The 14,881-nt window shown below is 44.5% G+C and carries 12 protein-coding genes; 8 read left to right on the plus strand and 4 right to left on the minus strand.

Annotation, left to right across the window (positions count from 1 at the left end):
- Window positions 1-198 precede the first annotated feature (198 nt).
- Window positions 199-1,521: a hypothetical protein gene (locus tag BJP34_RS08075; protein ID WP_070391904.1), complete on the minus strand. Its 1,323-nt coding sequence runs from the start codon at window positions 1,519-1,521 to the stop codon at window positions 199-201.
- A gap of 245 nt (window positions 1,522-1,766) precedes the next feature.
- Between BJP34_RS08075 and BJP34_RS39070 the strand changes: the two genes are divergently transcribed.
- On the plus strand, window positions 1,767-1,946 hold the full coding sequence (locus BJP34_RS39070; RefSeq protein WP_149030862.1) for a hypothetical protein: 180 nt from the start codon (window positions 1,767-1,769) through the stop codon (window positions 1,944-1,946).
- Window positions 1,947-3,078: 1,132 nt separating this feature from the next.
- On the opposite strand, the gene BJP34_RS08085 is transcribed toward BJP34_RS39070, so the two are convergent.
- Both BJP34_RS08085 and lysS read right to left on the minus strand, forming a co-directional pair.
- Entirely contained in the window at window positions 3,079-4,713 is a 1,635-nt protein-coding gene (locus BJP34_RS08085; RefSeq protein WP_070391906.1) for an alpha-D-glucose phosphate-specific phosphoglucomutase, read from the minus strand.
- A gap of 397 nt (window positions 4,714-5,110) precedes the next feature.
- Window positions 5,111-6,829, minus strand: a complete 1,719-nt coding sequence (gene lysS / locus BJP34_RS08090; RefSeq protein ID WP_202972075.1) for a lysine--tRNA ligase — start codon at window positions 6,827-6,829, stop codon at window positions 5,111-5,113.
- A gap of 515 nt (window positions 6,830-7,344) precedes the next feature.
- On the opposite strand from lysS, the gene BJP34_RS08095 reads away from it, so the two are divergent.
- From BJP34_RS08095 to atpC, 6 genes are all read left to right on the plus strand, one after another.
- Entirely contained in the window at window positions 7,345-8,667 is a 1,323-nt protein-coding gene (locus tag BJP34_RS08095; RefSeq protein ID WP_070391907.1) for a four-carbon acid sugar kinase family protein, read from the plus strand.
- 190 nt (window positions 8,668-8,857) lie between these two features.
- A complete protein-coding gene (gene minC / locus BJP34_RS08100; protein WP_070396550.1) occupies window positions 8,858-9,652 on the plus strand; it encodes a septum site-determining protein MinC in 795 nt (264 codons plus the stop codon).
- Window positions 9,649-10,443 (plus strand): septum site-determining protein MinD, encoded by a 795-nt coding sequence (gene minD / locus BJP34_RS08105; protein WP_070391908.1) that lies wholly within the window; start codon window positions 9,649-9,651, stop codon window positions 10,441-10,443. Before minC ends, minD begins: the two co-directional genes overlap by 4 nt.
- Window positions 10,444-10,534: 91 nt before the next feature.
- Window positions 10,535-10,846 carry a cell division topological specificity factor MinE gene (minE, locus tag BJP34_RS08110; RefSeq protein ID WP_070391909.1) on the plus strand — a complete coding sequence of 104 codons (312 nt, stop codon included), beginning with the start codon at window positions 10,535-10,537 and terminating at the stop codon, window positions 10,844-10,846.
- Window positions 10,847-11,160: 314 nt separating this feature from the next.
- Window positions 11,161-12,609, plus strand: coding sequence for a F0F1 ATP synthase subunit beta (atpD, locus tag BJP34_RS08115; RefSeq protein WP_070391910.1), 1,449 nt, complete (start codon window positions 11,161-11,163; stop codon window positions 12,607-12,609).
- Between the two features lie 129 nt (window positions 12,610-12,738).
- Complete coding sequence (atpC, locus tag BJP34_RS08120) at window positions 12,739-13,149, plus strand: ATP synthase F1 subunit epsilon (protein ID WP_070391911.1); 411 nt, start codon at window positions 12,739-12,741, stop codon at window positions 13,147-13,149.
- Between the two features lie 274 nt (window positions 13,150-13,423).
- On the opposite strand, the gene BJP34_RS08125 is transcribed toward atpC, so the two are convergent.
- Window positions 13,424-13,723, minus strand: a complete 300-nt coding sequence (locus BJP34_RS08125; protein ID WP_070391912.1) for a 30S ribosomal protein PSRP-3 — start codon at window positions 13,721-13,723, stop codon at window positions 13,424-13,426.
- Between the two features lie 174 nt (window positions 13,724-13,897).
- Here BJP34_RS08125 and BJP34_RS08130 point away from each other — a divergent pair, with 174 nt between their 5' ends.
- Entirely contained in the window at window positions 13,898-14,716 is an 819-nt protein-coding gene (locus tag BJP34_RS08130; RefSeq protein WP_070391913.1) for a TIGR01548 family HAD-type hydrolase, read from the plus strand.
- Window positions 14,717-14,881: the final 165 nt, after the last annotated feature.

The raw sequence follows: 14,881 nt of genomic DNA on the forward strand, positions 1-14,881 counted from the left end.
CCGTGAAGGCAAAAAGGCTTAACAGAAGGGTAAATGCCTTGGAGATCTGGTTTCTGAGAATTAGATGAGAATGTCGCTGACACTCGGAAAGATTAGACTTAGATTTAAGTTAAAAAACAGCCCACCCCTTGAACTTAAGCAGAAGGGGTGGGTTTTTCTTGACGTTAATGACAACAGTAAAGCTAGGTGCTGACTATCCTAGACGTAGAAGGAGAAGTTGATATCCTCAACCCTATCGATCTCGACAATCTGACCCAGTGAGTTATTCTCGATCATCCACATGCCATTCTGTCCAGTGATGGAATTACGGAAGAAGAAATCATCAATACCATCGTTGTTAGCGTCATAGGCACCACGGAATTCCCAAGGACCGTCTGCTGCTTCGGACTCGATCAGCACTGCATTTTGGAAAACAGTACCATCCAGGTTCCAGTAGGCAAACTGTCGAGTATTCATATTTTCCCAGATAGCATCGGCGTCACCATCGCCATCCATGTCTCCAGCCGCAAGTAACTGCCAGTCATTGTCAGGTGATATAATCATCTTCTCATTACTGCTATCCGTAATAAAGGTAGCATTCCCAAACCCGGTTTCATCTATCTCCGAAACAGCAATGTCTCCAGTAGATGTGTTGTACCAGAAGATTTCTTCTCCACCACCACTGTTAACATCTCCGGTGCCACGGATTTCCCAGTCGAGGTTTGAACCTGGGCCATCTGCTGGTGGGTCAATAGTTATTGCCTCCTGGAACTCGGAGCCTTTCATCTTCCAAACGACAACAGCGCCGGTTTCAGTATTACGCCACAGAGGACTCCTGTTACCATCACCTAAATCCACAACACCACGGGGGTTCAATGGACTGTCCTCTGGCACCAATACGTTCTCACCACTTTGATCTTTAATGAATGCTGCCGTCTCGAGCGTAGTGCCTTCGTCATTTAGAGTCCACACAGCAACTTGTCCACTGACAGGATTACGCCAGAACAGATCCAAACTGGGGAGAATCTCTTGAGCTGGAGTAATTTCAATGGCATCAAGTCGCCCTAGCTCGAAATTAGCATCATTATTAAGGCTATCTGCCAGTACCGAGATTTCTATTTCATCCCCTGGAGCAAGGTCTACGTCCTTAAAAATGGCATTTGGATTAGCCTCAGCAGTTAGAGGGCGAGGGCCACGTGGATTGCCACCGCTCAGAGGGACATAATTCTGAGGAAAAGCGGTAATCCCAGGTAAGTTTAGATTATAAACATATGTACCAACTTGCTGTCCGTTGACGCTAAATTTCAGTTCAGATTCCCCATCCTCTTCGTCAAAGTAGGCAATACTAATATCGTACTTACCAGCAGCTCCATCATCTGCTGTCCATTGAAATCTAAGTATACCGGGTTCTTCAAGGGGGTTATTAAAGCTTGATATCTGGACGGCTCGACGCCCTGAAGCAACGGTATCAATACCGTTTGCACTGGTTGTCTCGTAGTTTATTCGCGTTACGCGATCGCTTTCTGCTTCAATCAGAACCATAAGATCGTTTTTTCCCAAAAGTTATTTGTGTTTATGGTTGGCTTTTATTTTCTGTCCTGATGCACCAAAAAATTTCTAATTACTCTATCCGAACTTAGTAAGTCACAGGATGTGTAACGGGTGCATCTCATTTTTGGAGTTTGACCTGGTGGTGCGTTACGGGCAACAACCTAACACTTGCTACAGCTTGCGTCTTGGTGAGCTCGCCCCTAACGCACCCTACCGCACTTTTTTACAAATATGAGATGCACCCATGTGTAACTTACAAAAGCGATGCAGCCAGGGAACAGGGGAGGCAGCGCCGACCTGTGGGGGTTACCCCCACTCGCGCTTTGCATCAAGACACTGGCATTACTCAACGTCCCGACCATGAGATGAGATCAGAGTCTGTGAACTTTGTCTATGAACTTTTGGGGCAAATTTAATCATGCTTATCGATGTATCTAGAGTACAGTACCTTTCTAGATACATGTTTCTAGATACATCGATAAGGCGAAAACACCCTCTTTAATAGTTCAAAGATGCCCTGTTCAAATTTATCCAGTAAAACTAGATAAATGTTTTGAAGCCTTTTCTAGAGTTTGACTGGCTAACGATTCCCTGATCACATCCCACCCCTAACAGATGACGTAGTCAAAACACTAGTTTGGTTCTAGGCTTCCTATTTTTTTTTGGCGTTTTGACTTAAAAAAAAATCCTACCATTAGTATAAATGACATAAAAATCCGTAAATGTCACTATCAAAATAGGGATTTTCATGGAAATTTCATAAAACTTTATAAAAGTTTTACTGAGTTAGTACTGATCAAAAACTAATTATTATATAACATGAGTCAGCTAAGAATTATGAATGAATAATTTTAACCTCCCTCAGAGCAGTTAGGGGTTATACTAAATCCGGGTTAAAGAATTTTTTTTTCATTCAGTCCCTCTTTAATTCAGTCATTGAGGTGTGCAAGCAAGTTTTTGCCCCAATCAATTTACTGTGGTGCAAAAAGGGTTAACACAAGAGTATTTAAGATTAGTTTAAAAATTAACTAATTGACAATAAATAATGTTGAAATGTAGCCAGCTATTTCTTTACTTGACGAAATTTCCAAAAACTATAGCAAAGGGAACAGCGGATCTGGGAACAGCGGATCTGGGAGTAGGAAGTAGCGATGCAGCGCGGCCAAAGGGGGTTTCCCCCACTCGCTATTGCATCAAGACGGCAGTAGGGAATATCGCATCAAAATTCTCTGAATTCCTACACGGATTGCTATATCTGTTGAGATCAGCTAAATGAAACAATCATGAAAATTTTTATAGGTGCGACCCAAGGGCGAGTAAATCGCCCTTGGGTCGCACCTCTAGGAATAAAAATCTGTTGCTATTGAAATCTAGGCGAGCCACTATTACAGATACAGTTATTCATTGGTTACGGATAATAGGTAATAGGTAACTGGTCGGGGTTGTACCTATTACTAATTACCTATTACCTATTACCCGTGTTGCTTTGTTTAACTGGGTTTGAGGATTTCCCTTCAAACTTTAAAGGCAAACGTTACCATCAAAACCTTAGGTAATTACAGTGGGAACCTCCCGTTCTGTAAACTTCCGAATCTGGGCAATCTCATGGGCTAGGGAAATCAGTGGTTCCAATGCTTGTTGAGTATCCACGTCATGGTTAGTGGAATCTGGCTCATAGCTCTCTAAGTAGAGGCGTAGGGTTGCCCCTTTTGTGCCAGTGCCAGATAGGCGGAATATAATCCGAGAGCCATCAGTAAAGCCAATCCGAATCCCCTGCTTTTGGCTGATGCTCCCATCTACTGGGTCTGTGTAACTAAAGTCATCACCATACTCTACCTGGTAAGAACCAAATTGCTGTCCTTTCAGGTCTGGGACACTTGAACGCAGACGCTCCATCAGTTCCTGAGCTCGTGCCCCATCTACCTCTTCATAGTCATGGCGGGAATAGAAATTACGACCATAGGTTTGCCAGTGGCTACGGACAATCTGCTCCACTGATTCACCCCGCACTGCCAGGATATTGAGCCAGAATAGCACTGCCCAAAGCCCATCTTTTTCCCGTACATGGTTAGAACCAGTGCCGAAACTTTCTTCACCGCACAAAGTGGCTTTACCTGCATCCAATAAATTGCCAAAAAACTTCCAACCTGTTGGGGTCTCATAGCAATCAATACCCAACTGAGCCGCCACTCGGTCTACAGCAGCACTGGTTGGCATGGAACGGGCTACCCCTGCTAAACCTTGACTATAACCAGGTACAAGATGGGCATTGGCGGTTAACACGGCTATGCTATCACTGGGGGTAACGAAGAACGAGCTTCCCAGGATCATATTGCGATCGCCATCTCCATCAGAAGCAGCTCCAAAATCTGGGGCATTATCACCATAGAGAATATCCACCAAGTCCTTAGCATAGACTAAATTAGGGTCAGGATGACCACCGCCAAAATCTTCTAACGGTATACCATTAAGTACAGTACCTTCTGGTGCCCCTAAGCGTTTTTCAAAAATAGCATGGGCATAGGGACCAGTTACCGCATGTAATGAGTCCATACACATGCCGAATTTCCCAGAGGTTAGTAGCTGGTGAATGCGGTCAAAGTCAAACAGGGACTCCATTAATTGAGTATAAGGCTCAACTGGGTCAATCACCTCAACGCTCAAGGTTCCCAGGGTAAATGCACCTGGTCGGTCTAGATTCACATCCGCAGCCTCCAGGATTTTGTAACTATCGATGACTTTACTCCGAGCATAGATAGCTTCCGTCACCTTTTCCGGTGCTGGTCCACCATTACTGGTGTTATACTTGACACCGAAGTCACCCTTTGGACCCCCAGGATTGTGGCTGGCCGAGAGGATAATGCCACCTAATGCCTTATGCTTGCGAATAACACAAGATGCTGCTGGGGTAGACAGAATACCACCACAACCGACTAACAACCGACCTAACCCATTGGCGGCTGCCATTTTGAGAATGGTCTGAATTGCTTGCCGATTGTAGTAGCGACCATCACCCCCTACAACTAGGGTTTGACCTTCACAGCCTTCTAGGGAGTCAAAGATAGACTGGATAAAGTTTTCTAGGTAATGGGGCTCCTGAAAAACGGTGACCGACTTACGAAGTCCGGAAGTACCGGGCTTTTGGTCTGTAAAGGGCTTAGTCGAGACAGTGCGTATGTTCATTACAAGCTAGCTACAGGTTGTACTGCTAATTCTTTATTGTTAACTGTTACCTGTTAATTGTTAATGAAAAAATCAAAAGTCTTTGATAAATGACTGATGACTTTTAGTGAACCCTGCTCTAGAAAAGCGCGAACGCACTATCACTACTTACCTATGCACATTTTTGTCTATTTGTCAATGCTTTACCTTAATCTATTTCCCGGGGAAGTATATCGCTATATTTTTGTTTAGCAAAGGTCAAAATCAACCCTCCTTATTTTTTTATTAATAGCGATTAGCTTTGCACAAGGTTAGCTAATCGCTGATTAAAAACTAAATTGTCATCTGACCTCTCAACTTATAATCCAACACCAAGTGACTAGATTATGGCTGATGAGCGCTGGGCTGAATCCTTACACTAAATTTCTCGGTCGAAGCCATATTTTTCGCGGATATGGGTATTAAAATACTGACCGATAGAAGGATTATCTTTCAAACCCTTGTAGATCTCCTCTGGTACATCCCGATACTTGTAGATACTACCATTATTAAATTGAACCCGAAGAATTTTTTTTTCTACATCGTAGTCGAAGGATTTAATCACAGCGCTGGTACTTTTCAGCAATGGGAAAGCAATCACATCCCGAATACTAGCTGAATTAGTGAGTAGCATTACTAAACGGTCAATACCAATACCTAAACCACCAGTGGGAGGCATACCGTACTCCAGGGCAGCGAGAAAGTCTTCATCAACATCTTGAGCTTCCAAATCTCCTGCTGCTTTCTTGGCTGCTTGTGCTTCTAGTCGTTGCCGTTGATCTATAGGATCAGTTAACTCAGAATAACTGTTTGCTGTTTCTCTTCCCACTATAAACAATTCAAACCGTTCTACTAAACCTGATTTTGAGCGATGGGGTTTAGTGAGGGGAGAGATTTCCACAGGATAATCCAGAACAAAAGTCGGTTGAATTAACGTTTCTTCCACCTTCTGCTCAAAGGCTTCATTGAGCAATTTGCCAATAGAATAGCAATCATTGGGAACCTCCACACCAGCATCTTTCGCTGCTGCTTTTGCCTGCTCAATGTTGGTAAACTTATCAAAATCTAAACCAGTTTGGTCTTTGACTAACTCGTGCATCGTTACTTTACGCCAAGGGGGAGTTAGATCAATTACTTCACCTTGGTAGTTAATGGTTAGTGTACCTAACACTTCCTGAGCAGCATTACTGATCAGATTCTCCGTCAACACCATCATCTGATTATAATCGGCATAAGCCTGATAGATTTCAATCATGGTGAATTCTGGATTGTGACGAGTGGAAATTCCTTCATTGCGGAAGACACGCCCTAACTCATATACCTTTTCAAAACCACCAACAATTAGTCGCTTCAGATGCAACTCGGTAGCAATACGCAGATACAAGTCCATTTGTAAGGTGTTGTGGTAGGTGATAAAAGGACGGGCATCTGCACCACCAGCCTCACTTTGAAGTACCGGAGTTTCAATTTCAATAAAATCCTGTTGGTTTAAATAGTGCCGAATAGAAGCAGTTATTTTGGCACGACGACGAAAGGTTTCCCGGACATCAGGATTAACAATTAGGTCAACATAACGTTGACGATAGCGCTTTTCTGTATCCGTCAAACCATGCCATTTATCTGGTAAAGGTAACAGAGATTTAGTCAGGATATCATACTCCTTGACATAGATCGAAAGTTCCCCTTTTTCCGTGCGCTTGACGGTTCCCTTTGCTCCAATAATATCTCCAGTATCCGTGAGTTTTTTGAGAATATTGAAAGCATTGGGAAGGTCGGCCATTTTAGCAGTAATTCTCTTTTTATCCAGGTAAAGCTGAATTGTACCAGTCTCATCCTGAATGTTGAAGAAAGCTAATTTACCAAAAACACGACGAGCTATAATCCGACCAGCAACAGCCACTTCCACATCTACTTCTTCGCCATTGCCTAGGTCAGCATAGTTTTGCTGCAATTCGGCAGCCTGAGCTGTAGATTCCCAATTATAGGCATAGGGAATTAATCCTTCTGCTTTCAGTTGTTCAACTTTTTCAAGCCGTGTGGTGCGAATTTCTTCTAGAGTTGAAGTGCTTTGTGGTTCTGGACGAGATTGGTCTGACATAATTTCTAGTGACAATATAGTGGACAAATAGTTTATATACTGTAAATTATTGCTGCTTAGTGACCCCTTATTATATAGCAATTATATAAATTAAACGTTAACATCCTCGTTAAACTAGGTAATGGGTAAGATCAGGGAAGTATAACTAGTTATAAACAATCAGTTATCACTGGTCTATACTTATAATTATAGCTGATTTTTTTAACCTTATCAACTATCACTAAGTTTATAGATTTTTTAATAATTGGTAAGATGTGTTACTAGACAATATAAAGTTTATTATAACTATCTTGACAGCCTTAAAACTAGTTAATAATCAAAATAATTAATTGGTTGTTATTTTGTTTTTTAGTGAATGGCATTGTGCTATTATATTTTATATAAATCTCCCGATTGATTTAGCTTTATGTCCTAATCATTAGAAGCATTGCTATCAGAATCAGCAATTACCTATTCCCGATTACCCATTCCCGATTACCATCGTAAATAACTGATTTCAATGACAGGCTTAGGAAATGAGCAAAAAACCAAAAATTATTGTCCTCGATGATGACCCGACTGGCTCCCAGACTGTTCACAGCTGCTTGTTGCTGATGCACTGGGATGTGGATACATTGCGGCTGGGACTAAGGGATGACTCCCCAATCTTTTTTATTCTTACTAATACCAGAGCTCTTAACCCAGAGCAAGCAGCAACTGTGACTCGGGAAGTTTGCCATAACCTGAAAATGGCCATAGATGCTGAAGGAATTACAGATTTTATGGTAGTCAGTCGCTCTGACTCCACCTTGCGGGGGCATTATCCGGTCGAAACTGATGTAATCGCCCAGGAAGTCGGACCATTTGATGCCCATTTCTTAGTCCCCGCATTCTTTGAGGGAGGACGAGTAACTGTCGATAGTGTGCATTACCTAATCATTGATGGTAATAGAACACCAGTGCATGAAACGGAGTTTGCCCGTGACTCGGTATTTGGATATCGCCATAGTTATTTACCCGATTATGTCGAAGAAAAGACCAAAGGTCAGATCAAGGCTAATGCGGTCGAGCCGTTTTTACTAGCAGATATTCGTAACGGTAGCTTGGAGCGTCTTCTCAAACTTTCCAATAACCAGTGTGGCGTTGTGGATGGGGAAACCCAAGGGGATTTAGATCAATTTGCGGCAGATGTCTTAAAGGCTGCTGGCCAAGGGAAACGCTTTCTGTTTCGCTCTGCTGCTAGTATTTTAACCTCCCTTGCTAGTCTTGGCCCCCAACCCGTGGCTCCTATAGATATGGCTCAGTATGTCCGACAGGGGAAACCAGGAGTTGTGATTGTGGGTTCCCATGTTAAAAAGACTACCCAGCAGCTGGAGCAGCTATTGGGAGCATCTGGGATTGGGGCGATTGAGGTAAATGTTGCCAATTTACTAGATGAATCCCAACAGCAGCGAGCCAAACTTTTGGCAAGTATTCTCGAGCGGGTTCAGGAAATTCACAGTGGTGGTAAAACACCGGTGGTTTATACCTCTCGCCAGGAATTGGTTTTTGAGGATGTCCAGAAACGGCTGGCCTTTGGAGCAGTAGTTTCAGGCTTATTGATGGATATCGTGAGGGGATTACCTAAAGATATTGGGTTTTTAATCAGTAAAGGGGGTATTACCTCTAATGATGTCTTAAGTACTGGTCTGGCTTTGAGGTCAGCACGACTACTGGGTCAGATCCTGCCTGGATGCTCAATGGTACTAACCTCTGCTGACCATCCCCAGTTTCCTAATTTACCTGTAGTGCTATTTCCTGGCAATGTGGGAGATGTGAATGGCTTGGTCACGGTTTACCGTCGATTGAGTGCAGAGTAAGAATGTTTGACAGGATATCGGTTGTGGGAGTGGGGTGACAGAGCAATAGCACTATTTAAGTATATTCCCCTTTTGCCCCATACCACCATTAGCTAAAATTCTCAACAGTTATCCAGCAGAACTTGCTGAAGAAGGTATGATCACGGAAGAATCTATCTTCGGTGCGTTAACTAATCTAGCTCCTTGTTGCATGACTTCTGATTCTGCCCAACCATCACCAGTTTCAACGGTTTCCGACGACCGCAACTCGGTAGTTAACTGCCAAGGGCAAGTTCGCTTAAAAAGTGAGGGGAAACGGCTGTTGTTGATCTTGCCACCAGCCACTAAAAACCCTAGTACTGCCAATTGGTCGGATCTATGGGAACAATTCAAGCATCGCCTCAATGGTGGAGAGCGCTTTTGGCAGCCTGAATCCAGTGTGGATCTGATGGCTGGGGATCAATTGCTGGATGGGATGAAGCTACAAGCGATCGCTGATGCCCTTGGGGCAGTCCAGTTAAGGCTAAAGCGAGTTTACACCACGCGCCGACAAACCGCTGTGGCTGCTGCAGCTGCTGGGTACTCAGTAGAACAAGAAACTCCTAAGTACTCTTTGAATCAAAAGATTGATCAACCTACTGAATTACTCGCAGAACCTCTGTACTTACAAATGACCGTGCGTTCTGGGATAGAGATCCGTCACCCTGGCACTATTGTTATAATAGGAGACTTGAACCCTGGTGGTGCATTGATCGCAGCTGGGGATATATTTGTTTGGGGGCATCTACGAGGCATTGCCCACGCCGGTGCGAATGGTAATCGAAAATGTCGGATTATGGCATTAAAAATGGAACCCACCCAGTTGCGGATTGCTGATGCTGTAGCTAGGGCACCGGAGACACCGCCACTTCAGTACTATCCTGAAGTAGCTTACGTGACTTCCCTTGGAATTCGTATTGCTAGAGCTGCTGATGTTGCTAAAACCCACTTGTCGTTGAATTCATGAGTCGAATTATTGTTGTCACCTCTGGCAAAGGAGGGGTGGGTAAAACTACCATTACCGCCAATCTAGGTTTAGCCCTAGCTCGTCTGGGTCGTCGAGTTGCCTTAGTGGATGCAGATTTTGGTTTGAGAAACTTAGACCTGCTGTTGGGACTAGAAAATCGGGTAGTCTACACAGCTATTGAAGTCTTAACAGGTCAGTGCCGCTTAGACCAGGCTTTGGTCAAAGACAAACGGCAGGAAGGACTAGTCCTGTTACCGGCAGCCCAAAGTCGTAACAAAGAAGCCGTTAACCCCAACCAAATGAAAAAGTTGTTGGGGGTGTTAGCCAAGAATTACGAGTACATCTTGGTGGACTCTCCAGCAGGAATCGAAAGTGGGTTTAAAAATGCAGTTACGGCAGCTACTGAAGCCCTAATCGTTGCTACACCAGAGATTACCTCAGTGCGGGATGCTGACCGAGTTATTGGCTTACTGGAAGCGGAAGGAATCAAAAATACCCGCCTAATTGTCAACCGCCTGAAAGCCACAATGGTAAAAGCGGATCAGATGATGTCAGTTCAAGATGTCCAAGAAATTCTTGCTATTCCCCTAATTGGTGTTATCCCCGATGACGAACGGGTGATTGTCTCCAGTAATCAGGGGGAACCCTTGATCTTATCAGAAAAGAAAACCCTGCCTGGAATTGCCATTGAAAACATTGCTGCACGCTTAGAAGGTGCAAATATTTCCTTCCTCGACCTGATGGCAGAACACGACAACCTAATCAGCCGCTTACGCCGCCTGTTCCAATAAGGTTTTAGATTGTGAATTGCCAACAACTAGTTTTGCCAAAGAGCCTCTTCCATCTCCCCCTGTGTGATTATTCACTACTCCAAAAAGCCCCATGATTATCGAAATTCTAGAACAACTTTTTTCCTGGAGGAGTGCTCAAAGCAGCCGTGAGGAGGCTAAGCGCCGCCTCCAACTGGTAATTGCCCATGATCGCTCTGACCTGAGTCCTAAAATGGTGGAGTCGATGCGGCAAGACATTCTGGAGGTGGTCTCTCGCTACGTTGAGATTGATCCCGAGGGGTCAGAGTTTTCTTTAGAAAGCAACCAACGGGCAACAGCACTAATTGCTAATCTACCCATCCGACGAGTTAAGGAAAAACTATTACAGGAAGAATACCAACGCTTGACTCAAGAAGAAGAGTAAGTATCTAGTAGCTGAAGGGGTGACAAGCTACTTCAAAATTAGGCCGGTTGTGGGGCAAACCGGTTTGGGGTGTCTAGCTAAATTGAGCCTATTACTTGACTGAAAAATTATCGGATCACCTTTGAAGGTGATGATGAACCAAGGGATGCTCGCCCACCCCTAAGGGATGGAAGCTATAGTCCTATTTATATTTAATTTGGGATCAAGTTGCGATACGGTTGAACCCCAACAGTGGTAATCTGGAGAGTGGCATTACTAAATGTTAAGACTGTTTTCCAAAATCTGTAACAATAGCTTGACTAAATAAGCGCAATATGGTAGGCACCGCAGAACAAACAAACACGGGCGCTATTGCCCAAATTATCGGTCCGGTTGTTGACGTAGAGTTTCCCAGCGGCAAAATGCCGCAGATTTACAATGCCTTGAGAATTGAAGGCAAAAATGAAGCTGGACAAGATGTTGCTGTGACCTGCGAAGTGCAGCAGCTTCTCGGGGATAACCAAGTGCGCTCTGTTGCCATGAGTGGTACAGACGGTCTGGTGCGGGGTATGGACGTTATTGATACTGGTGCCCCCATTAGTGTACCCGTCGGCAAGGCTACCTTAGGACGGATTTTCAATGTCTTGGGTGAACCAGTAGATAACAGAGGACCGGCAGAATCTGAGGAGCGCTTCCCAATTCACCGCCCTGCTCCCAAGTTAACTGAGCTGGAAACTAAGCCCTCAGTATTCGAGACGGGTATTAAAGTAATCGACCTGCTGACTCCTTATCGACGTGGTGGTAAGATTGGTCTTTTTGGCGGCGCTGGAGTCGGCAAAACCGTGATCATGATGGAGTTGATCAACAACATCGCCACGAAACACGGTGGAGTATCAGTATTTGGCGGTGTGGGAGAGCGTACCCGTGAAGGGAACGACCTCTACAACGAAATGATGGAATCCAAGGTGATCAACCCGGATGATCTAAACGAGTCGAAAATTGCCCTAGTTTATGGTCAGATGAATGAACCCCCCGGTGCGAGGATGCGGGTGGGTCTGTCAGCTTTGACCATGGCTGAGTACTTCCGGGATGTTAACAAGCAGGACGTGTTGCTGTTTATCGATAACATCTTCCGGTTTGTACAAGCTGGTTCGGAAGTGTCTGCTCTTTTGGGAAGAATGCCTTCTGCTGTAGGATATCAACCTACTTTGGGAACAGACGTAGGTGCTCTGCAAGAACGGATTACCTCCACTAACGAGGGTTCAATTACCTCCATTCAGGCAGTATATGTACCAGCTGACGACTTGACCGACCCAGCCCCAGCCACTACATTTGCTCACTTGGATGGTACAACGGTGTTGTCCCGTGGCCTAGCATCTAAGGGAATTTACCCGGCTGTGGACCCCCTCGATTCTAATTCAACCATGCTGCAACCGAGCATTGTGGGAGAAGACCACTACGGAACAGCTCGTTCTGTGCAGGCAACTCTACAGCGTTACAAGGAACTCCAAGACATTATCGCGATTTTGGGCTTGGATGAATTGTCCGAGGATGACAGACTAACCGTGGCTCGCGCCCGCAAGATTGAGCGCTTCTTGTCTCAACCGTTTTTTGTAGCGGAGGTCTTCACTGGTTCTCCTGGTCAGTATGTTAGCTTGGACGATACTATCAAAGGCTTCCAAATGATTCTGAAAGGGGAATTGGATGACCTTCCTGAGCAAGCCTTCTACATGGTGGGCAGTATTGATCAAGCGATCGCTAAAGCTGAAAAACTAAAGAGTTAAGTCAGGTTTGATGCAAAGCCAGGTTATCAAGGTTGAAGGTTAACCTGTAACCTGTAACCTTCAACCTGTAACCTGTAACTTTCAAGCTGCTAAACTTCCAAGGTCCAACAAACACAATTCATTCTGCTGATGGCTTTAACTGTTCGTATTATTGCTCCCGACAAAACCGTCTGGGATGACCAAGCACAGGAAATAATTTTACCCAGCACTACCGGTCAGCTAGGCATATTGAGTGATCATGCTCCTCTGTTATCAGCGCTGGATACTGGTGTGATGCGAATTCGTTCAGACAAAGAGTGGATACCAATTGCTCTGATGGGTGGATTTGTGGAAGTTGAAGATAATGAAGTGACGATTCTTGTCAATGGTGCTGAGTCCAAAGATGAAATTGACAAGGATGCTGCAGGTGTTGAGTTCAACGAAGCAAAAGCTCGTCTAGAAGAACTTCAAAACGAGGAGAATACCCAAGAAAAAATCCAAGCAACTCAAGCCTATAAGAAAGCCCGTGCTCGCTTTCAAGCTGCTGGTGGCATGGTGTAGTAACACATGGTGTAGTAACACATGGGTAAATTATAACCCCGTAAACGAAGTAACCAAGGGATTTAAACCCTATAAGCTCCGCGCTCTTCCTACCCCCCGAAACATGGGGGTAGGGGAACGTCTGGAGTTGGTCACGGTCAGTCTTTTACTTGGATTAAGGTAATTCGATTAAGGAAGTTGTTCAACTAAGGAATCATCTCAACTATGGTCAGATGAGTGGTCAGTTAGCAACTCCCAATTCCCCTCAATCATTAGATTAATCAGCAAGGCTGGATTAAGCACTACCAGTAAAAACGACTTCCGGGAACTTAGCCTGAGCCTCAGACATAGGTCTACGCCTACCTTCCTCTTGCCAGTAGTTAATTACTTCAGTGGCTTTGTTGAGGATTTCAATGCGATCAGATTCAGTAATCCAGTGTTTGGCTTCCATCTCATCCTTGAGCTGTTCCCAGGCATCGTTCCGGGGCCAGAAAAAGTAACAAGTTAATGGGCTGGTGCCTTTGCCGACAATTTGATCAACTGCCAAGGCTACATTATCATCTAGCCAGAGAACTTTTAATAGAAATTTTGACAATCAGGCCTCCCTCAGATATCCCAGGTTATCTTTAACTATAATCTATTGTACAATTGATGATTTTAGCGCAAGAAGACTGTTCTTGATCAAGATTCAGGGATAGGTTTGTGATCAAATTGTTGGTACTATTGGTGCTGATCAGCAATATTGGCTCAACTAGCCCAAGGGTGCATGATGCCTAGTTCAGAAACATTTATTCCTAACTTTAATGCCATAGTGGTGTTCGACATTGACGGCGTGGTGCGTGACGTTAGTGGTTCTTACCGTAGAGCGATCGCAGATACAGTAGACCATTACACTGGTGGTGCCTATAGACCCACTATGGTAGAGATTGACCAACTTAAATCGGAAGGGCTATGGAATAACGACTGGGAGGCATCGCGAGAATTAGTTTATCGATACTTTGAGGCTAAAGGAAAAATGCGTTCGCATTTACCTCTCGACTATGAAGCCCTTGTTGATTTTTTCAATTCTCGCTATCGAGGAACAGATCCCAACCATTGGACTGGGTACATTTGTGACGAACCGTTATTGTTACAACCCAGTTATTTAGAGAGTTTGACCACAGCAGGGATTCCTTGGGGTTTTTTCAGTGGCGCAACACGACAGGAAGCGAACTATGCCCTAGAAGGACGACTTGGTCTGGAAGGGCCTGTTTTAATTGCGATGGAGGATGCTCCTGGTAAGCCTGACCCTACAGGACTGTTTGCCGTAGTTCTACAACTAGAACAGAAGCACCAAGTTAAGGTGAAATTGCCAGTTATCTACGTTGGTGACACAGTTGCTGACATGTACACTGTTGAAAAAGCCAGAGACTCTCATCCAGAACGAGTTTGGTTTGGGGTAGGGATTTTACCCCCTCATGTGCAGGAAATACCAGAACACCGGGAGGCTTATGGAGAGAGGCTAAAAGCTGCTGGTGCAACAGCGGTTTTTAATAATGTTGAGCAGCTGACTCCTGAACAGGTTCAGAAAATAGTACATCAAGGTTAATGGTTGTTAATAGTTGAACGCGCACCCGTGGCCAAAAGGCCAAGGTTGAGAGTCCTTGAGGTTAAAAGTCAAAGTCAGTCAAAGTCAATAGTCAATCTTCCAAAAATTCACAGGTTGACGAAAACAAAAGCGAGGTCTTGGGGTTACCCCCAAGACCTCGCTGCA

The sequence above is a fragment of the Moorena producens PAL-8-15-08-1 genome (assembly GCF_001767235.1).
GTDB lineage: Bacteria > Cyanobacteriota > Cyanobacteriia > Cyanobacteriales > Coleofasciculaceae > Moorena > Moorena producens_A.

Excerpts from the sequence above, each read along its gene's own strand:
- minD (WP_070391908.1), top strand. The coding sequence starts at position 9,649 with ATGAGTCGAATTATTGTTGTCACCTCTGGCAAAGGAGGGGTGGGTAAA.
- atpC (WP_070391911.1), top strand. The coding sequence starts at position 12,739 with ATGGCTTTAACTGTTCGTATTATTGCTCCCGACAAAACCGTCTGGGAT.
- minC (WP_070396550.1), top strand. The coding sequence starts at position 8,858 with ATGACTTCTGATTCTGCCCAACCATCACCAGTTTCAACGGTTTCCGAC.
- atpD (WP_070391910.1), top strand. The coding sequence starts at position 11,161 with ATGGTAGGCACCGCAGAACAAACAAACACGGGCGCTATTGCCCAAATT.
- BJP34_RS08130 (WP_070391913.1), top strand. The coding sequence starts at position 13,898 with ATGCCTAGTTCAGAAACATTTATTCCTAACTTTAATGCCATAGTGGTG.
- lysS (WP_202972075.1), bottom strand. The coding sequence starts at position 6,829 with ATGTCAGACCAATCTCGTCCAGAACCACAAAGCACTTCAACTCTAGAA.
- BJP34_RS08085 (WP_070391906.1), bottom strand. The coding sequence starts at position 4,713 with ATGAACATACGCACTGTCTCGACTAAGCCCTTTACAGACCAAAAGCCC.
- BJP34_RS39070 (WP_149030862.1), top strand. The coding sequence starts at position 1,767 with ATGCACCCATGTGTAACTTACAAAAGCGATGCAGCCAGGGAACAGGGG.
- BJP34_RS08075 (WP_070391904.1), bottom strand. The coding sequence starts at position 1,521 with ATGGTTCTGATTGAAGCAGAAAGCGATCGCGTAACGCGAATAAACTAC.
- BJP34_RS08095 (WP_070391907.1), top strand. The coding sequence starts at position 7,345 with ATGAGCAAAAAACCAAAAATTATTGTCCTCGATGATGACCCGACTGGC.
- minE (WP_070391909.1), top strand. The coding sequence starts at position 10,535 with ATGATTATCGAAATTCTAGAACAACTTTTTTCCTGGAGGAGTGCTCAA.